Annotated in this window: 19 protein-coding genes and 1 tRNA gene; 13 read left to right on the forward strand and 7 right to left on the reverse strand. The window is 70.6% G+C overall.

All coding sequences use genetic code 11. The features are described 5' to 3' along the window. Window positions 1-16: 16 nt before the first annotated feature. Window positions 17-646, forward strand: coding sequence for a TetR/AcrR family transcriptional regulator (locus tag ACK8GG_RS00130; RefSeq protein WP_440351341.1), 630 nt, complete (start codon window positions 17-19; stop codon window positions 644-646). Window positions 647-706: 60 nt separating this feature from the next. Next, window positions 707-2,053 carry an acetyl-CoA carboxylase biotin carboxylase subunit gene (locus ACK8GG_RS00135; protein WP_440355227.1) on the forward strand — a complete coding sequence of 449 codons (1,347 nt, stop codon included), beginning with the start codon at window positions 707-709 and terminating at the stop codon, window positions 2,051-2,053. 45 nt (window positions 2,054-2,098) lie between these two features. Here ACK8GG_RS00135 and ACK8GG_RS00140 read toward each other — a convergent pair whose 3' ends face one another. Then, window positions 2,099-2,509, reverse strand: a complete 411-nt coding sequence (locus ACK8GG_RS00140; protein ID WP_440355228.1) for a hypothetical protein — start codon at window positions 2,507-2,509, stop codon at window positions 2,099-2,101. A gap of 66 nt (window positions 2,510-2,575) precedes the next feature. On the opposite strand from ACK8GG_RS00140, the gene ACK8GG_RS00145 reads away from it, so the two are divergent. From ACK8GG_RS00145 to ACK8GG_RS00160, 4 genes are all read left to right on the forward strand, one after another. Then, window positions 2,576-3,484: a hydroxymethylglutaryl-CoA lyase gene (locus ACK8GG_RS00145; protein ID WP_440355229.1), complete on the forward strand. Its 909-nt coding sequence runs from the start codon at window positions 2,576-2,578 to the stop codon at window positions 3,482-3,484. A gap of 2 nt (window positions 3,485-3,486) precedes the next feature. Continuing rightward, entirely contained in the window at window positions 3,487-3,867 is a 381-nt protein-coding gene (locus tag ACK8GG_RS00150) for a GntR family transcriptional regulator (RefSeq protein ID WP_440351345.1), read from the forward strand. An 86-nt stretch (window positions 3,868-3,953) separates the two neighbouring features. Further along, window positions 3,954-5,486, forward strand: coding sequence for an acyl-CoA carboxylase subunit beta (locus tag ACK8GG_RS00155; protein WP_440351346.1), 1,533 nt, complete (start codon window positions 3,954-3,956; stop codon window positions 5,484-5,486). A gap of 84 nt (window positions 5,487-5,570) precedes the next feature. Then, window positions 5,571-6,719, forward strand: a complete 1,149-nt coding sequence (locus ACK8GG_RS00160) for an acyl-CoA dehydrogenase family protein (protein WP_440354553.1) — start codon at window positions 5,571-5,573, stop codon at window positions 6,717-6,719. A 149-nt stretch (window positions 6,720-6,868) separates the two neighbouring features. On the opposite strand, the gene ACK8GG_RS00165 is transcribed toward ACK8GG_RS00160, so the two are convergent. After that, a complete protein-coding gene (locus ACK8GG_RS00165) occupies window positions 6,869-7,354 on the reverse strand; it encodes a MarR family winged helix-turn-helix transcriptional regulator (RefSeq protein ID WP_440351348.1) in 486 nt (161 codons plus the stop codon). Between the two features lie 94 nt (window positions 7,355-7,448). Between ACK8GG_RS00165 and ACK8GG_RS00170 the strand changes: the two genes are divergently transcribed. The 3 genes from ACK8GG_RS00170 to ACK8GG_RS00180 all read left to right on the forward strand — a co-directional run bounded on the left by ACK8GG_RS00170 (window position 7,449) and on the right by ACK8GG_RS00180 (window position 10,886). Then, window positions 7,449-8,027, forward strand: a complete 579-nt coding sequence (locus tag ACK8GG_RS00170; RefSeq protein WP_440351349.1) for a YceI family protein — start codon at window positions 7,449-7,451, stop codon at window positions 8,025-8,027. 221 nt (window positions 8,028-8,248) lie between these two features. Beyond that, window positions 8,249-9,727, forward strand: coding sequence for a glutamate-cysteine ligase family protein (locus tag ACK8GG_RS00175; protein WP_440351350.1), 1,479 nt, complete (start codon window positions 8,249-8,251; stop codon window positions 9,725-9,727). Window positions 9,728-10,214: 487 nt separating this feature from the next. Beyond that, a complete protein-coding gene (locus tag ACK8GG_RS00180) occupies window positions 10,215-10,886 on the forward strand; it encodes a PASTA domain-containing protein (protein ID WP_440355230.1) in 672 nt (223 codons plus the stop codon). Here ACK8GG_RS00180 and ACK8GG_RS00185 read toward each other — a convergent pair. Continuing rightward, on the reverse strand, window positions 10,861-11,145 hold the full coding sequence (locus ACK8GG_RS00185; protein WP_440351352.1) for a hypothetical protein: 285 nt from the start codon (window positions 11,143-11,145) through the stop codon (window positions 10,861-10,863). The two genes, ACK8GG_RS00180 and ACK8GG_RS00185, sit on opposite strands and share 26 nt — an antisense overlap. A gap of 136 nt (window positions 11,146-11,281) precedes the next feature. Further along, a complete protein-coding gene (locus ACK8GG_RS00190; RefSeq protein ID WP_440351353.1) occupies window positions 11,282-11,464 on the reverse strand; it encodes a hypothetical protein in 183 nt (60 codons plus the stop codon). A 233-nt stretch (window positions 11,465-11,697) separates the two neighbouring features. Between ACK8GG_RS00190 and ACK8GG_RS00195 the strand changes: the two genes are divergently transcribed. From ACK8GG_RS00195 to ACK8GG_RS00210, 4 genes are all read left to right on the forward strand, one after another. Beyond that, the gene (locus ACK8GG_RS00195; protein WP_440355231.1) at window positions 11,698-12,579 is read left to right on the forward strand and encodes a helix-turn-helix domain-containing protein; all 882 of its coding nucleotides are present in this window, start codon (window positions 11,698-11,700) and stop codon (window positions 12,577-12,579) included. Beyond that, complete coding sequence (locus ACK8GG_RS00200) at window positions 12,543-12,770, forward strand: DUF397 domain-containing protein (RefSeq protein ID WP_440351355.1); 228 nt, start codon at window positions 12,543-12,545, stop codon at window positions 12,768-12,770. Before ACK8GG_RS00195 ends, ACK8GG_RS00200 begins: the two co-directional genes overlap by 37 nt. A gap of 203 nt (window positions 12,771-12,973) precedes the next feature. Further along, the gene (locus ACK8GG_RS00205) at window positions 12,974-13,366 is read left to right on the forward strand and encodes a hypothetical protein (RefSeq protein ID WP_440351356.1); all 393 of its coding nucleotides are present in this window, start codon (window positions 12,974-12,976) and stop codon (window positions 13,364-13,366) included. Between the two features lie 171 nt (window positions 13,367-13,537). Continuing rightward, window positions 13,538-15,382: a S8 family peptidase gene (locus ACK8GG_RS00210; protein ID WP_440355667.1), complete on the forward strand. Its 1,845-nt coding sequence runs from the start codon at window positions 13,538-13,540 to the stop codon at window positions 15,380-15,382. A 191-nt stretch (window positions 15,383-15,573) separates the two neighbouring features. Here the strand turns inward: ACK8GG_RS00210 and ACK8GG_RS00215 are convergent, their stop codons facing one another. The 3 genes from ACK8GG_RS00215 to ACK8GG_RS00225 form a co-directional block, all read right to left on the reverse strand. Then, the gene (locus ACK8GG_RS00215) at window positions 15,574-16,377 is read right to left on the reverse strand and encodes a WecB/TagA/CpsF family glycosyltransferase (RefSeq protein WP_440351357.1); all 804 of its coding nucleotides are present in this window, start codon (window positions 16,375-16,377) and stop codon (window positions 15,574-15,576) included. Further along, window positions 16,374-17,447, reverse strand: coding sequence for an NAD-dependent epimerase/dehydratase family protein (locus ACK8GG_RS00220; RefSeq protein ID WP_440351358.1), 1,074 nt, complete (start codon window positions 17,445-17,447; stop codon window positions 16,374-16,376). Before ACK8GG_RS00220 ends, ACK8GG_RS00215 begins: the two co-directional genes overlap by 4 nt. Window positions 17,448-17,559: 112 nt before the next feature. Then, window positions 17,560-17,645, reverse strand: a tRNA-Leu gene (locus ACK8GG_RS00225). Between the last annotated feature and the right edge of the window lie 69 nt (window positions 17,646-17,714).

The following is a 17,714-nucleotide window of genomic DNA, read 5'->3' on the forward strand; positions in this document are numbered from 1 at the left end:
GGTTTAGGCTGACCGGATGACGGTGGACGAGCGGGTGGCACCCGCCGGGGCGGGCGGCGCGGCCGGTGGTGGCCGGCGTCGCCGCTCGCGGCGTGACGAGATCCTGCAGATCGCGGTGGGGCTCTTCGCCTCCGGCGGTTACCACGGCGTGTCGATGGACGACATCGGCGCGGCCGCCGGTGTCACCGGCCCGGCGCTGTACCACCACTTCGCCGGCAAGGAGGCGATGCTGGTCGCGGCCCTGGCGCCGGTGAGCGAGGAGTTGCTGGCCGGCGGACGGCAGCGGGTGGCCGACCACCGGGGCGACCCGCGGGCCGCCCTGGAGTCGCTGGTCGAGTTCCATGTCGACTTCGCGCTCGCCAACCCGGCCGTGATCGCCCTGCACATGCACGAGCTGGACCGGTTGCCGGACGGCCCGCGGCGGCAGATCCGGCGGCTGCAGCGGCTCTACGTCGAGGAGTGGGTGACGGTGCTGACCGCGCTGCATCCGGGGCTGACCGCCGCGCAGGGCCGGGTGCTGGCGCACGCGGCGTTCGGTCTGATGAACTCCACCCCGTACCTGGCCGGTGAGGTGGAGCCCGCGGGGCGGGCGCGGCTGCTGCGGGCGGCGGCGTCGGCGGCGCTGCTGGCGTACCCGGGTTCCTGAACGTCGATCGGTCGTGTTCTGCTGGGGATCCACCACCATCGCAGGCACAAAGAGGTGCACATGATCGAGTCGCTGCTCGTGGCGAACCGGGGCGAGATCGCCCGCCGGATCATCCGTACGGCCCGTCGGCTGGGGGTGCGTACGGTTGCCGTCCACTCCGATGCCGACGCCGACCTGCCCTTCGTCGCCGAGGCCGATGAGGCAATCAGCCTCGGCGCGGCGGCCCCGGCGCAGAGCTACCGCAACCCGGAGGCGATCCTCGCGGCCGCGAAGACGGCGAACGTCGCGGCGATCCACCCCGGCTACGGCTTCCTCTCCGAGAACGCCGCGTTCGCCCGCAGCGTCGCCGACGCCGGGCTGATCTGGGTGGGGCCGGACGCGACGGCGATCGAGGCGATGGGCGACAAGATCAACGCCCGGAATCTGATGGCCCGGGCCGGGGTGCCGGTCGCGCCGGGGACCGCGGACCCGGCCGCCGACGTCGAGGCCGCCCTCACCGCCGCGGCCGGCATCGGCTACCCGGTGATGGTCAAGGCCGCCGCCGGCGGGGGCGGCATGGGCATGGCCGTCGCCGCCGACGAGGCGGCCCTGCGTACCGAGTACGACAAGGTCCGCGCCTTCGCCGAGCGGATGTTCGGCGACGGCTCGGTGCTGATCGAGCGCTACTTCCCCCGGGTACGCCACATCGAGGTGCAGATCCTCGGCCTGGCCGACGGCCGCGTGGTGGCGCTCGGTGAGCGGGAGTGCTCGGTGCAGCGGCGCAACCAGAAGCTGGTGGAGGAGTCCCCCTCCCCGGCGCTGACCCCGGTGACCCGGCAGCGGCTGCTCGACGCGGCGGTCCGGGCCGGCGAGGCCGTCGGCTACCGCAACGCCGGCACCGTGGAGTGCCTCTTCGTGCCCGGCGAGGGCGGCGAGGGCGAGTTCTTCTTCCTGGAGATGAACACCCGGCTCCAGGTGGAGCACCCGGTCACCGAGTGCGTCTACGGCCTGGATCTGGTCGAGGAGCAGCTGCGGGTCGCCGCCGGGCTGGCCCCGGGCTTCGACCCGGAGGCGCTCACCCCGCGCGGGCACGCCATCGAGCTGCGGATCAACGCCGAGGACCCGAAGCGCTTCTTCCCCGGTCCCGGCGTGATCCGGACCTGGGTGGAGCCGGCCGGTGCGGGCGTACGGGTGGACTCCGGCTACGCCGAGGGGAACACCGTCACCCCGCACTACGACAGCCTGATGGCCAAGCTCATCGTCAGCGGCGCTGACCGGGCCGAGGCGGTGGAGCGGGCGCGGGCGGCGGTGGCGGCCTTCGAGGTCGCCGGTCCCAAGTGCAACCTGCCGTTCTTCGCGGAGCTGCTGGAGAACGACGAGTTCCTCTCCGGCGACTACGACACCGGCATCGTCGGCCGGATGCGCTGACGCGTCGCGTCCGGCTGCTCGGACGAGCAGGTCGCGTCCGGCAGCTCAGACAAGCAGGTCGTGGCGGCGGTCCGCGACCCAGAAGTCGCGTCCCTTCTTGCCGGCGAGCAGCAGGAAGGTGAGTACCGCTCCCGCGGCGTACACAAGGAGGCCCGGCCCCACATCGGATCTGTCGCCGCGGGTGAGGAGAGCCATCAGTCCGGCACCGCCGGCCGAGAGGAGGACGAGCCAGCCGAGAAGGACGACGCCGGCGGCAATCAGTGACACGAGGCGGAAATTGTCCCCCTCGAGCCGATCGACCCGCGCGGCCAACCGTCCAAGATCGCGCCTGGCCTTGTCGTCCTTCGCGGTCTCCAGGGCGGGCAGGCTAGCGGCGCCGGCGGTCGCGGGGCCGCCCTGGCGTTCGGTGCCTCCGGTCTGGTTCCCTGGGGGCAACCGGCCGGCCGGCGTCGCCATCGGCCGTCTCCAGCAGGGGCGGCGGTGCGACGGTTCCCGGCGGCCCGACGTCACAGTGAGGTGACCATGAGTCAGCTGCCAGCGACGGTGTCGATCCGTGAGGTCGGGCCGCGGGACGGGCTGCAGAACGAGGATCCGGTGCCGACCGACGCGAAGGTGCGGCTGCTCGACGCTCTCTCGGCGACCGGGGTGGGGCGCATCGAGGCGGTCTCCTTCGTGCACCCGAAGGCGATCCCGCAGATGGCCGACGCCGACGAGGTCTGGCGGCGCGCGACGAAGGCCACCGGAGTGCGCTACTCGGCGCTGGTGCCGAACTCCCGGGGCGCGCAGCGGGCGCTCGCGGCCGGCTTCACCGAGATCGAGGTGGTGGTCTCGGCCAGCGACACCCACAACCGGCGCAACGTCAACCGCGGCACCGACGAGTCGCTCGACGACATCGCCGAGCTGATCGCGATGCTGCACGGGGCCGGGGCGAGCGCCGAGGTCATCATCGCCACCAGCTTCGGCTGCCCGTACGAGGGAGACGTCGACCCGCAGCGGGTGGCGCGGATCGTCTCCCGGGTGGTGGCCGACGGCGCGAACAGGGTCGCCTTCGGCGACACCACCGGCATGGGCACTCCGCGCCGGGTGCGGGAGCTGCTCGGCGCGGTCCGGGACGCCGAGGCGGAGATCCCGGTGCTGCTGCACTTCCACAACACCCGGGGCACGGCGCTGGCGAATCTGCTGACCGCGCTGGAGTTCGGGGTGACCGAGTTCGACGCCAGCGTCGGCGGGCTCGGCGGCTGCCCGTACGCGCCGGGGGCCAGCGGCAACCTCGCCACCGAGGAGGCGGTGCACATGCTGCACGACATGGGCATCGACACCGGCATCGAGCTGGACGCGCTGCTTGCGGCGGCAGCGCTGGCGGAGGAGATCGTCGGGCGGGAACTTCCGTCGGGTGTGCTGCGCGCCGGCCCGCGTACCCGGCTGGTGTGAGCATGCGAATCTTTGTGGACCCGGCGTCCCCGGAGGCGCCGTACGAGCAGGTCCGGACCCAGCTGGCGGCGATGATGGCCGACGGGCGGATGCCGGCGGGTACCCGGTTGCCGACCGTGCGGGGCCTCGCTGCCGAGTTGGGGCTGGCGGTGAACACGGTGGCCCGGACGTACCGGGAGCTGGAGGAGGCCGGGCTGGTGGTGACCCGGGGGCGGCACGGCAGTTTCGTCGCCCCGGGCGCCGGCGGTGCAAACGCGGAACTGGTGGAGCTGGCGCAGCGCTACGCCGAGGCGGCGCGCCGGCTCGGGGTGCGGCCGGAGGCGGCGCTGGGTCTGGTGCGGGCGGCGCTGGGTCTGGCGCCGGAGTCCACAGACGCCGGCTGAGTCGTCTGGCCGGGGCCGCGCCGATGCACTAGCCTAACGATCGTTCAGGTAAGCGCGGCGGGCGCCGCAACGGCGAGGGAGTCGGTGTGACGTTCGACGGCGAGGCGTTGGAGCAGCTGCGCAAGCGGGTCCGGGCCGGCGGGGCCGAGAAGTACCACGCGGCCAACGCCGCCAAGGGCAAGCTCTTCGCCCGTGAGCGCATCGCGCTCCTGGTCGACGAGGGCTCCTTCATCGAGGACGGGCTGCTGGCGAACGCGCAGGCCGACGGGCTCCCCGCCGACGGCGTGATCACCGGTCAGGCCACCATCGACGGCCGGCCGGTCTGCCTGATGGCCAACGACTCCACCGTCAAGGCCGGCAGCTGGGGCGCGCGCACCGTCGAAAAGATCATCAGGATCATCGAGCGGGCGTACGAGGCCGGCCGGCCGATGGTCTATCTGGTCGACTCGGCCGGCGCGCGGATCACCGACCAGGTCGACCTCTTTCCCGGCCGCCGCGGCGCGGGCAACATCTTCTGGAACCAGGTCCGCGCCTCCGGCTCGATCCCGCAGGTCTGCGCCCTCTTCGGGCCGAGTGCGGCCGGCGGGGCGTACATTCCGGCCTTCTGCGACGTGGTCGCGATGGTCGAGGGGAACGCCAGCATGTACCTCGGCTCCGACCGGATGGTCGAGATGGTGACCGGGGAGAAGACCACGCTGGAGGAGATGGGCGGCGCCCGGGTGCACTGCGCCGAGTCCGGTGTGGGGCACTTCCTCTGCAAGACCGAGTCCGACGCGCTGGAGACGGTGCGCCGCTACCTGTCGTACCTGCCGTCGAACTGGACCGCGCAGCCGCCGGTGGCCGAGCCGGCCGACGCGCCCGCCAAGATCGACCTGACGGCGCTGGTGCCGGCGAGCGAGCGGCAGGCCTTCGACATGCGCCGCTACATCAAGGGACTGCTCGACGAGGATTCATTCCTGGAGATCCAGGCGCTCTGGGCCAAGGAGCTGACCGTCGGCTTCGGACGGCTCGACGGCCAGGTCGTCGGTGTGCTCGGCAACAACTCGATGTTCAAGGGCGGCGTGCTCTTCGTCGACTCCGCCGACAAGGCCGCCCGTTTCGTGCAGCTCTGCGACGCCTTCAACATCCCGCTGCTCTTCCTCAGCGACGTGCCCGGCTTCATGGTCGGCACCTCGGTGGAGAAGCAGGGCATCATCCGGCACGGCGCAAAGATGATCACCGCGATCTCCGAGGCGACGGTGCCGAAGATCTGCGTGGTGGTCCGCAAGGCGTACGGGGCCGGTCTCTACGCGATGGCCGGTCCGGGATTCGCGCCGGACGCCACGATCGCCCTGCCGACGGCGAAGATCGCGGTGATGGGGGCGGAGGCCGCCGTCAACGCCGTCTACGCCAACAAGATCGCCGCCATCGCCGACCCGGACGAGCGGGGCGCCTTCATCGCCGCCCGGCGCGCCGAGTACGAGCGCGACATCGACGTCGTACGCCTCGCCAGTGAACTGGTCATCGACGCGATCGTCGAGGCGGGCGAGCTGCGGGGCGAGCTGATCCGCCGCTTCGCCGCCGCCAAGGGGCGCGACCGGCACTTCTCCCGGCGCCGCCACGGCGTAACCCCCGTCTGACCGTGCCGCCGGTGCGGACCGGCACCCGACTTGATCAGCCCACCCCCGCCGGGCAGGCGGTGGCGATCTCCCAGGAGGAACCCGATGGACTTCCGCCTCACCGAGGAGCAGGAGGCGCTCCGGGCCGGTGCGCGCCAGTTCGCCCGCGACCGGATCGCACCGGTGATCACCGAGCACTACACCAACCACACCTTCCCGTACGAGATCGTGCGGCAGATGGGGAAGATGGGCCTCTTCGGCCTGCCGTTCAGCGAGGAGTACGGCGGCATGGGCGGCGACTACTTCGCGCTCTGCCTGGTCCTGGAGGAGCTGGCCCGGGTCGACTCCAGCGTGGCGATCACCCTGGAGGCGGCGGTCTCGCTCGGGGCGATGCCGATCTACCGTTTCGGCACCGAGGAGCAGAAGTCGCGGTGGCTGCCGAAGCTGGTGCGGGGTGAGGCGCTGGCGGCGTTCGGGCTGACCGAGCCGGGGACCGGTTCCGACGCCGGGGGCACCACCACCCGGGCTGTTCTCGACGGCGACGAGTGGGTGATCAACGGGGCGAAGGCGTTCATCACCAATTCCGGCACCGACATCACCTCGCTGGTGACGGTGACCGCGGTGACCGGCACCCGGCCGGACGGCTCGAAGGAGCTCTCCACGATCATCGTGCCGGCGGGGACGCCCGGTTTCACGGTGGCGCCGGCGTACTCGAAGGTGGGCTGGTCGGCTTCGGACACCCACGAGCTGCACTTCGACGACTGCCGGGTGCCCGCGGAGAACCTGCTCGGTGAGCGGGGGCGCGGCTTCGCCCAGTTCCTGCGGATCCTCGACGAGGGGCGGATCGCGATCGCGGCGCTGTCGGTCGGGCTGGCGCAGGGCTGTGTCGACGAGTCGCTGCGTTACGCCCGCGAGCGGCACGCCTTCGGTCAGGCGATCGGCAGTTACCAGGCGATCCAGTTCAAGATCGCCGACATGGAGATGAAGGCGCACACCGCGCGGCTGGCCTACTACGACGCGGCGGCGCGGATGCTGGCCGGCGAGGACTTCAAGCGGCAGGCGGCGATCGCCAAGCTCTACGCCAGCGAGATCGCCGTCGATAACGCCCGCGCGGCTACCCAGGTGCACGGCGGCTACGGCTTCATGAACGAGTTCGCGGTGGGGCGCTTCTGGCGCGACTCCAAGATTCTGGAGATCGGCGAGGGGACCTCCGAGGTCCAGCGCATGATCATCGCTCGTGACCTGGGGCTCTGACCGGCGGGTCCGAGCCGGCGGCGGCGACTCGGGGTGACCGAGTGATCACCTTCGCGGCGGTCGACTAGTCTCTTTCTATACGGGGGGTAGCGGCGCGGCCGACGCAGCGATTGGTGCAGTGTGCTGGTCGGCTGCTCCGCTGCACCCCCTCAGCATTCACCCGCGGTGAGGCTGCCCGAGGTGGCGCCCGGATGCACGGCGTCGCGGAGCGTGCGCAGCCCGTCCAGCAGGCTCTCCAGGGCGGCCGGGTCGAGTTGACCGGTGAACCAGTGCTCGATCGTCGTCAGGTGGCCGGGGAGCGCCTCTTCCAGCCGGTGCAGCCCGGCCTTGGTGATCACGGCGAAGGAGCCGCGGCGATCCTCCGGGCAGGCCCGGCGGTCGAGGAGCCCGTCGCGCTCCATCCGGTCCACGACCCGGGTGACGCCGCTGGTCGACAGGGTCGTCTGGGCGGCCAGGTCGGTCATCCGCAGGGCGTTGCCGGGCGTACGCGCCAGCCGGAGCAGGACGTCGAACTCGACCAGCGAGAGCTTGTGTTCGTCGAGTTGTGCCGAGATCCGCGCGGAGAGCCCCGTGTACGTCTCGGTGAGAAGGCCGTACGCGGTGATCCTGGGGTCGTCGGGCCGGTTGGTGGTCACGGGATCGAGTCTACCAGTAGTTGACAGGTCAATAGTTGCGGCTGCTATAGTCTGCATGTCAGATAGTTGAAGCTTAAACCCCCCGAGGAGCGTCATGACCGCCGAGACCCAGCCCGTCACCCGCGAGTGGAACGGCCTCACCATCCCCGCCGCCGGGACCTACCAGCTCGACCCGGCCCACAAGCGCGTCGCGTTCTCCGCGCGGCACATGATGGTCTCCAAGGTCCGGGGCGAGTTCACCGATGCGACCGCGACCATCACCATCGGTGAGGACCCGCTGCAGTCCGGCGTCACCGCGACCATCGGGACCGCGAGCATCAACACCAGCCAGGAAGACCGCGACGGCCACCTGCGCAGCGGCGACTTCCTCGACGTCGAGAAGTTCCCGACGATGGAGTACCGCAGCACCGGCATCAAGTCCCACGACGGTGACGAGTTCATCCTCAGCGGCGAGCTGACCATCCGCGGCGTCACCCGCCCCGTCGACCTCGAGGTCGAGTTCGAGGGCGTCGGCCGCAGCCCGTTCGGGCAGGACATCTTCGGCTTCTCCGCCAAGGCCGAGATCGACCGGGAGGACTTCGGTCTGGTCTGGAACGTCGCGCTGGAGACCGGCGGCGTCCTGGTCGGCAAGAAGATCGTCATCGAGATTGAGGGCGAGGGTGTCCGCCAGTAGCTCGACCGGCGACAACCCCGGCGATCGGCGATCGCAGCCTCTTCGACGCCCCGGCGACCATCGGCGATGGTGGCCGGGGCGTTCGGCTGGGTAAGAGCAGCGCAGGCCCGATCGTTCCGCTCTGGCTCCGGACGGCCCGGGCCCTTACCGTGGATACGGCTCGCATAGCGCTGAGTGGTCGGACCCTTACCGTCCCCCGGCGCCTGGCACCGGGAGGGCAGATGGGTCAGGACGTCGCGCAGGGCGCCTTTTCCCGGGAGGATCGCCTCCAATACCGCCAGAAGGTGCGGCGATGTCTCGACGTCTTCGCACTGATGCTGGACGAGTTCACCTTCGACGCCGACCGGCCAACCACCGGTCTGGAGATCGAACTCAACCTCATCGACGCCGACGCCGAGCCCGCGATGCGCAACCGGGAGATCCTCGACGGACTCGCCGACGCCACCTTTCAGACCGAGCTCGGCCAGTTCAACCTCGAGCTCAACGCCCTGCCCCGGCTGATCGAAGGCAACGGCTTCACCGACTACGAGCGGGATGTGCGCGAGAGCCTTGACCGCGCCGACGTCCGGGCCGGCAAGTCCGACGCGGACCTTGTCCTCATCGGCATCCTCCCCACCCTGACCGAGCAACACCTGGTGGTGGAAAACCTCTCGGTCAACGAGCGCTACCGGGTGCTCAACGACCAGATCGTCGGCGCCCGCGGCGAAGACCTCGAGCTTGACATCCAGGGCGTCGAGCGGCTGCGGACTCACACCGACTCCATCGCGCCGGAAGCGGCCTGCACCAGCGTGCAGTTCCACCTCCAGGTCGCACCCGACAGCTTCGCCAACTACTGGAACGCCTCACAGGCCATCGCCGCGGTCCAGGTCGGCATCGGCGCCAACTCGCCGTACCTCTATGGACGCCACCTCTGGGCGGAGACCCGCATCGCCCTCTTCGAGCAGGCGACCGACACCCGCCCCGACGAGCTCAAAGCCCAGGGCGTACGTCCGCGCGTCTGGTTCGGCGAACGCTGGATCACCTCGATCTTCGACCTCTTCGAGGAGAACGTGCGCTACTTTCCGCCGCTGCTGCCGATCTGCGAGGAGGAGGACCCGGTCGAGGTGCTCCACAACGGCGGCGTCCCGCACCTGGCCGAGTTGCGGCTGCACAACGGCACCGTCTACCGCTGGAACCGGCCGGTCTACGACGTGATGAACGGCCGGCCGCACCTGCGGGTGGAGAACCGGGTCCTGCCGGCCGGACCGACAGTGGTCGACATGCTCGCCAACGCCGCCTTCTACTTCGGGCTGGTGCGCGACCTCGCCGAGGACGACCGGCCGATCTGGAGCCGGCTGAGCTTCAGAGACGCCGAGGAGAACTTCCACCTCGCCGCCCGCCGCGGCATGGATGCCGTGCTGCACTGGCCGGACCTCGGCGACGTACGCGTCAACGACCTGGTTCTCGAGGTGCTGCTGCCCCGCGCGGCGGCCGGGCTGGACGCTTTCGGGGTGGCGCCGGCGGACCGGGACCGGCTCCTCGGGGTGATCGAAGGGCGCTGCCGCAGCGGCCGCAACGGGGCGATCTGGCAGACCGAGACGGTCCGAGCCGCCGAACGGCTGCACGGCATGGACCGCGACGCCGCGCTGCACCACATGCTCCGCCGCTACCGCGACCTGCAGCGCACCAACGAGCCGGTGCACACCTGGGAGGTGCGGTGAGCGGCCCCGCCGGGTACTGATCGACGGCTGCTGTCACGTCGAAAACCGCCAGGGGGTGGCCCGCGAGTTCGAGGCCCGGCGTGTGATCGACGTTCGGCGGGTGGCCGGTGACGACAGTGGCTAGTTTGAACGGGTCGTGGGTGACCCACCCAGGGAGAGGACGTACCAGGCCATGGAGGACGACCGCCCGGACTCACCGCAGCAACGGCCCGATGGCGCCGGTGACCAGACCCGCCCGCTGCCGCCGTCGCACGACCCCGACGCAACCGGGGCCATGCCGCCCGTGGACGGCGGCGATCAGACGCAGGCCATGCCGCCCGTGGACGGCGGCGATCGCACCCAGGCGATGCCGCCGGTGGATGGTGGGGATCAGACGCAGGCGATGCCGTCCGTGGACGACGGCGATCGCACGCAGGCGATGCCGCCGGTGGATGGTGGGGATCAGACGCAGGCGATGCCGCCGGTGGATCGTGGAGACACTCAGGCGATGCCCCCGGTCGGCGCCGGCGAGGAGGGTGGTCCCGGTGGGGCCGCTGTCTGGTCCGGGCGGGCCGAGGTCCGGCCGCCGCAGGCCGAGGAGGCCGAAGAGGTCTGGTATCCGCAGGACGAGCCAGGGCGGCGCTGGTGGATGCCGATCCTGATCGGCGTTGTCGTGCTCGTGCTGCTGGCGGCGCTGGGCACCGGGCTCTGGCTGATCCTCGGCGCGGCCGGCGACTCCGAGCCGGATCCGGCGCCGGTCTCGCCCACCGCGACCCGCAGTGCGACTCCGGCGACCTCCGCTCCCCCCACGACGCGGGGCCCGGCCACCCCGAGCGCTTCGGCGACCACGACCGCCCTGGTGCAGGTGCCGGCGGTGGTCGGCTGGCCGGTCAGTGCGGCGCAGACGGCGATGAGTCAGGCCGGCCTCGGCTACCGGGTACGGCTGGAGGAGTCCGGCCGTCCGGCCGGAACGGTGCTGCGGGTCGAGCCCTCGGCCGGCTCGCAGGTGCCGACCGGGACGGAGATCGTCCTGGTGGTGGCCGCCGAGCCGAGCGCGGCGCCAACCGCGGAGCCGACAGCTCCGGCACCGCCGAGCCCGACCGGTGCCACGGCGAGCCCGCGGGCGGAGGGGCCGAGCGTGCCGCCGGCGCCGGTCAACCCACGCGGGCCGGGGTCCTGACCAGGGGCCGGGACGGCCGTACGGTCTGCTGGCGGGGCGCGGTGGAGTTGCGCAGGGTGCGCAGGCCCGCCGACTGGACGAAGACCGAGCGACGGCTGACCGCGTCGCCGGTGGCGTTCAGTTCGTAACCGTCGAGCCAGATCCAGCCGTCGTAGGTGGGCCAGTCGAGTTGGCGGATGACGCGGAAGAGGATCGGTTTGACGAACTGCACGCTTGCCGCGCGGGTCACGTGCAGGACGTCGCCGGAGCGGGGAAGCACATCGACTCCTCAGGGAAGTGGCCGGTGGCAACCGGCGCGAGGTTCTGGATCGTTCGCTGTGCGCGGCGGGATCGGCCGCCGTCTGCTCGGTTGTGGAGCCGGCCAAAGGAGTGCCGCGGTGGCGGCGTGCCCCTGGTCAGTCTCCGGTCACTGCACCGGACCGTTCCCGCCACCGCAGCCGTACGGCGTGCGGCGCCGGGGTCGTCACCCGGTGAAGCAGCGTGATCTGGTTCTCGCGGCAGGCCCGGATCGCCCCTGCCCGCTCGGTGACGCGCCCCCGCATCTCCACCTTGCCGGAACTCTGGGTAACCTGGGCCATACGGACAGCGTGCATCAGTGTCCATCGACATGCAAGTTGCAAGTAGCGTTTTGCCAGTTGGAACATTGCTGCTCCTTGATGCCCCTCACGTACAACGGGCACACTGGACGCCGGTTCCGCCGTCGCGGCCGGCAAAGTGGATTCACGCCGTGAAAGATCCGTCCCGAGCCCGATCAGCCGCCGCAAAGAGCGGCGGAACCAGAAGACACGCGCGATGAACCGGAGGTGACCCGGTGACCGAGCGCCGGAGCCCGACCATCCGCCGCCGCCGACTCGGCGCGGAGCTGCGCCGCCGCCGGGAGCACGCCGGCATCACCATCGAGACCGTCGCCGAGCAGCTCGAGTGTTCGGCGTCCAAGGTGTCCCGCATCGAGACCGGCCACACCAGCGCCACCCCCCGCGACGTCCGCGACATGCTGCGCATCTACGACGTGGTCGGTCCGGAGAGCGACGAGCTGGTGCAGATCGCCCGCGAGGCCCGCCAGAAGGGCTGGTGGCACCCGTACAGCACGGTCCTGACCGGGGCGTACGTCGGTCTGGAGGCGGCGGCCGGTTCGATTCGCGCCTACGAGCAGCAGGTGGTCCCCGGGCTGCTGCAGACCGAGGAGTACGCCAGGGCGATGATCCGCGCCGCGCGGCCGGACTTCACCGTCGCACAGGTCGATCAGCGAGTGCGTGTCCGATTGGAGCGCCAGTCGTTGTTGAACCAGGACGATCCGATTGAATTCTGGGTGGTGCTCGATGAGGCGGTGGTGAGCCGGCCGGTGGGCGGCGAAGCGGTCATGCGTGACCAGCTGAAACGCCTCGTCACGACGGCGGAGCTGCCGAACGTGACGCTTCAGGTGCTGCCCTTCGAGGTCGGCGCGCATGCCGGGATGGACGGGACGTTCACCATCCTCAGCTTCCCGGAAGCCGGTGATCCCGACGTCGTGTACGCGGAGAACGCCACCGGCGGGCTCTTCCTGGAGAAGAACGACGAGTTGCAGAAGTACATCTACATCTTCGATCACATTCGCGCAGCGGCCATCCACCCGGACGCGTCCATTGCATACATCGCCGAGTTGGCAGAGGAGCCGTTGTGGAAGTCTCGACGAAAGGGTTCCGTGTGGACCTGACCAACGCCGGTTGGTACAAGAGTTCACGTAGCGGGCCGAACTGCGACAACTGTGTGGAGGTGGCGTTCGTGTCGGGGGCGGTCGCGGTGCGCGACTCCAAGAACCCGACCGGCCCGGCGCTCATCTTCACCCCGGACGAGTGGGACGCCTTTGTCGGCGGCACCAAGGACGGCGAGTTCGACCTGGCGTAAGTGCCGGGCAGCGGTAGAGGTGCGGTCGTTCGTCGGCGTGAGCCGGCCGGACGGCCGCATTTTCGCGTTCGCTGGGCTGGGCGGGCGGACGGGCTGGCGGGGGCGTCGCCTGCCGCACTTCACCTCGTTGTACCGGGTGAAAAGCAGACAAGCCGGTCGATCCCGTACAGGGTTCGCATCTCATTTGAGGTAGGCGAGACGCCATGACAATCGGTTCGGAGAACGTAGGCAACGGAAAGTCCGAGCGGTTCGGCGGCAAGTACCGCGGCTCGCGCCGGGACAGCGTCCTCACCGAGGTGCCGCCGGAGGGCGAGGACGACGGCCAGCCGGGTGGCCCGGCCCTGGAACTGGCGGAGCCGCCGGTCTCACTGCCCTCGCTGGACGCCGACCCGCTGATCGAGCCGACCTTCCCGCCGGCTGCCGGCTGGCCGCAGGCGTCGAGCGTCTCCATGGTCGACCACCCGCTGCTGCGGGGCCTGCTGCTGGAGCTGCCGCCGAAGGGCAACCCGCCGGGCGCCGAATGGCTGGACCGCTGGTTCGAGGCGACCCGGTCGATTCTCGAGCTGCTCTACGTCCAGCCCGGGCGCCGGCTCTGACCGTACGGTGACGCCCCTCCCGCCGCGCGGGTTCCATCATCGCGACGGTATGGGTGAATCGGTATGACCCCTTCGACGCTTGTCGATGTCTAGCCTCACTGCAACGGCGGCTGTGATCGAGTCGTGACACACGGCTGCGCAGCTCGCCGGAGAGGGAGGCAGAGCATGCACATGAAGAGGCTCCTCTTCGTCGGTCTGGCCGCCGCCACCATGGCGGCCGCGGCGACACCGGCCTTCGCGGCCGAACCCACCGGCGCGATCCTGCACGCCGGTGGCGAGACCGCCGTCGAGGGCAGCTACATCGTCGTCTTCAAGGACACCGCGGTGCAGCGGGGCGCGGTGCCGACCAAGGCACGTGAACTCGCGTCGAAGCACAGCGGGCAGGTAGCCCGGACATACTCCGCCGCGCTGCGCGGCTTCGAGGCGCGCGTCGACGCCAAGACCGCCGCCCGGATCGCCGCCGACCCGTCGGTGGCGTACGTCGAGCAGAACCACGAGGTGAGCATCAGCGGCACCCAGACCAACCCGACCTGGGGCCTGGACCGCATCGACCAGCGCGCGCTGCCGCTGAACAACTCCTACACCTACCCGAACACCGCTCCCGGCGTCCGGGCGTACGTCATCGACACCGGTGTGCTCAACACCCACAGCGACTTCGGCGGGCGCGCCACCAGCGGATACGACTTCGTCGACAACGACAGCAACGCCACCGACTGCAACGGCCACGGCACCCACGTCGCCGGCACCATCGCCGGCACCACGTGGGGCGTGGCCAAGGAGGCCCGGATCGTCGGCGTCCGCGTGCTCGACTGCGCCGGCAGCGGCACCAACGCCGGTGTCATCAGCGGCGTCGAGTGGGTCACCACCAACGCGGTCAAGCCCGCGGTGGCGAACATGAGCCTCGGCGGCGGCGCGAACACCGCCCTCGACAACGCGGTCGCCGCCTCCATCGCCTCCGGCGTCACCTACGCCATCGCGGCCGGCAACTCCAACGCCAACGCCTGCAACTACTCGCCGGCACGTACCGCGGCCGCGATCACCGTCGGCGCCACCACCAACACCGACGCCCGCGCCTCCTACTCCAACTTCGGCACCTGCCTGGACATCTTCGCCCCGGGCACCTCGATCACCTCGGCCTGGTACACCAGCACCACGGCCACCAACACCATCAGCGGCACCTCGATGGCCGCACCGCACGTCGCCGGCGCCGCCGCGCTCGTGGCCCAGGCCAACCCGACCTGGACTCCGGCGCAGATCCGCGACTACCTGGTCAACAACGCGACCAGCAACGCGGTCACCAGCCCGGGCACCGGCTCGCCGAACAAGCTCCTCTACGTCGTCAACGGCGGCACGCCGGTCAACGACTTCTCGGTGGCGGTCACCCCGACCGCCGGCTCCACCGCCCCCGGCGGCTCGGTGACGGCGACGGTCAACACCACGACCACCAGCGGTACGGCCCAGACGGTCAACCTCAGCGCCAGCGGACTGCCCAGCGGCGCGACCGCCACGTTCAGCCCGTCGAGCGTCACCTCCGGCGCCTCGTCGACGCTGACCATCAGCACCTCGGCGGCGACCGCTCCCGGCACCTACTCGATCACGGTCACCGGCACCGGTGCCTCCGGCGTCAAGACCGCGACCTACACGCTGACCGTCACCGGCTCCGGCGGCGGCAGCTGCTCCGGCACCAACGGCACCGACGTGAACATCCCCGACCGGGCCACCGTCACCAGCTCGATCGTGATCAGCGGCTGCGGCCGTAACGCCTCGTCGGCCTCGACCGTGCCGGTCAACATCGTCCACACCTACCGCGGCGACCTGGTCATCGACCTGATCGCGCCGGACGGCTCGACCTACCGGCTGAAGAACAGCAGCGGCAGCGACAGCGCCGACAACGTCAACACCACCTACACCGTCAACCTCTCCTCCGAGGCGGCGAACGGCACCTGGCGCCTGCAGGTGCGCGACGCGTACGCCGGTGACACCGGCTACATCAACTCCTGGAGCCTGAACCTCTAGGCGCCGGCAGGCCAGACCCCGGCCCGCGCCCATGCGGACCGTGAAGGGGTTTTGGGGGTGAAAGACGGCGGCCCTCCCGTACGCCCGACCGTCAGGTCGAGCGGCCGGGAGGGCCGTTGGTGTCCGGGACGTGCTCACCGACGCCGGGAAAGACGACGCTCCGGGGCCGAGGTGCCGACCGGTGCCCGGGCTCAGACGGGGAAGGTCGCCACCGGCTCGGTCGCCGCTGCCGGCGGCGTCGCCTTCCACAGGCCGGTCTTCTGCGCCGCCAGCCGGGCCAGGTACGCCGGGTTGAGCAGCACGTAGCGCCGCCAGAGCCGCCCGGGCTCCAGGCCCAGGCGCCAGAACCACTCCAGTCCGGCCCGCTGCATCCACGGCGGTGGCTTGCGCAGCAGCCCGGCGTGGTAGTCGAAGGCCGCGCCGACGGCCATCAGCGGCATGTCGAGCAGGGGCCGCATGGCGTAGGTGAAGACCTCCTGGCGGGGACAGCCGAGGCCGACCAGGACCAGCCGGGCGCCGGAGGCGCGGATCCGCTCGGCGATCTCGGCGTCCTCGCCGGGACGGGCGGTGCGGAACTTCGACGGCTCCGAGCCGGCGATCTTCAGCGCCGGGAACATCTGCTCCAGCGCCGGGATCAGCTTCGCCAGCGTCTCGTCGGTCGAGCCGTAGAGGTAGACCGGCAGTCCTTCGTCGGCGAAGCGGGCCAGCACGTGCAGCGTCAGCTGCGGGCCGTAGACCCGGTCGGTGAGGCCGAACCGGTGCAGCAGGTTCAGTGCCCAGCGCACCGGCTGCCCGTCCGGGGTGACCAGGTCGAAGGAGTTGAGCCGGGCGTTGTGCGGCGGGTCCAGCACGCCGGTCATCACGCCGTGCACGGCCAGCGCGGTGAGCGCCAGCGGCCGGCGGTCGCGGCCGGCGGCCACCACCTGATCGGTCGCCTGGGCGTAGTCGACGGCGTCGACGTAGACACCGAGCACGTTGCCCCGATGGGTCGTCATGCCTGCGCTACCCACCTGTCCACGTTCGCCTCGTAGATCTCCTGCAGGATCATCGGGACGTCGTAGACCTGCTTCCAGTCCGGGTAGTCCGTCTGGAATGCCTCGTTCGATCCGATCCACCACTGGTGGTCCCCGATCCGGTTGGCGTCGTGGTACTCGGTGATCATCTCGCGGCCGGTGATCTGCTCGGCCAGCGTGAACACCTCCAGGTGCGAGGTGTTGGAGTGCCGGCCACCGCCCAGGTTGTAGACGGCAGCCGAGCGTGGGTTGCGGAAGAACGCCTCGAAGGCGGCGACCACGTCCGAGCTGTGGATGGCGTCCCGCACCATCTTGCCCTTGTAACCGAAGATCTTGTAGGTACGCCGCTCCATGTTGCAGCGCATCACGTAACCGAGGAAGCCGTGCAGCTCGGTGGCGGAGTGCGCCGGACCGGTGAGGGTGCCGCCCCGGAAACAGGCGGTCTTCATGCCGAAGTAGCGGCCGTACTCCTGCACCATGACGTCCGCGGCGACCTTGGAGGCGCCGAAGACCGAGTGCAGGCAGGCGTCGATCGACATGTCCTCCTTGATCCCGTTGTAGTACGGGTGGTCCGGCTCGAGCTCCCAGCGGGTCTCCAGCTCCACCAGCGGCAGGCTGTTCGGCCGGTCGCCGTAGACCTTGTTGGTGGAGCAGTGGATGAAGGGCGCCTCGATGCAGTGCTCACGGACGTTCTGCAGCAGGTTCAGCGTGCCGACGGCGTTGACGTCGAAGTCGGTGAAGGGATCCCGCACCGCCCAGTCGTGGGACGGCTGCGCCGCGGTGTGGATCACCACCGCGATCTCCCTGCCGTACCGGCGGAAGATCTGCGCGACCGCGTCCCGGTCACGGATGTCCACCGCGTGATGGGTGTACGCCGCACCGAGCTGCTCGGTCAGCCGCTTGACGTTCCACGCCGTGGAGGCCTCCGCGCCGAAGAACTCCTGACGCATGTCGTTGTCGAGGCCGACCACATCAAGACCGAGGGCGGCGAAGTGCCGGGCCGCCTCCGAGCCGATCAGACCGCCGGAACCGGTCACCAACGCGACAGCCACTCGTACTCCTGAAGGGATCTTCGGCGGGGCAGGAATCAACCGGAGCATAACGCGCCCGCATGGGTGCCCTACGACGAAGAAGGGCCCCGCGTGAACGCGGGGCCCTTTCTGCTGGTGGGGAAGGGGGGAGTTGAACCCCCACGCCCTTTCGGGCACACGGACCTGAACCGTGCGCGTCTGCCATTCCGCCACTTCCCCGTGGCTCGACTCGTCACACTGTAGTCTGCCCCGTGCCGTTCATTCGAACGGGTGCGACGCAGGTTACTT

It is taken from the genome of Melissospora conviva, from assembly GCF_049523535.1.
In the GTDB taxonomy this organism is placed as follows: Bacteria; Actinomycetota; Actinomycetes; order Mycobacteriales; family Micromonosporaceae; genus Melissospora; species Melissospora conviva.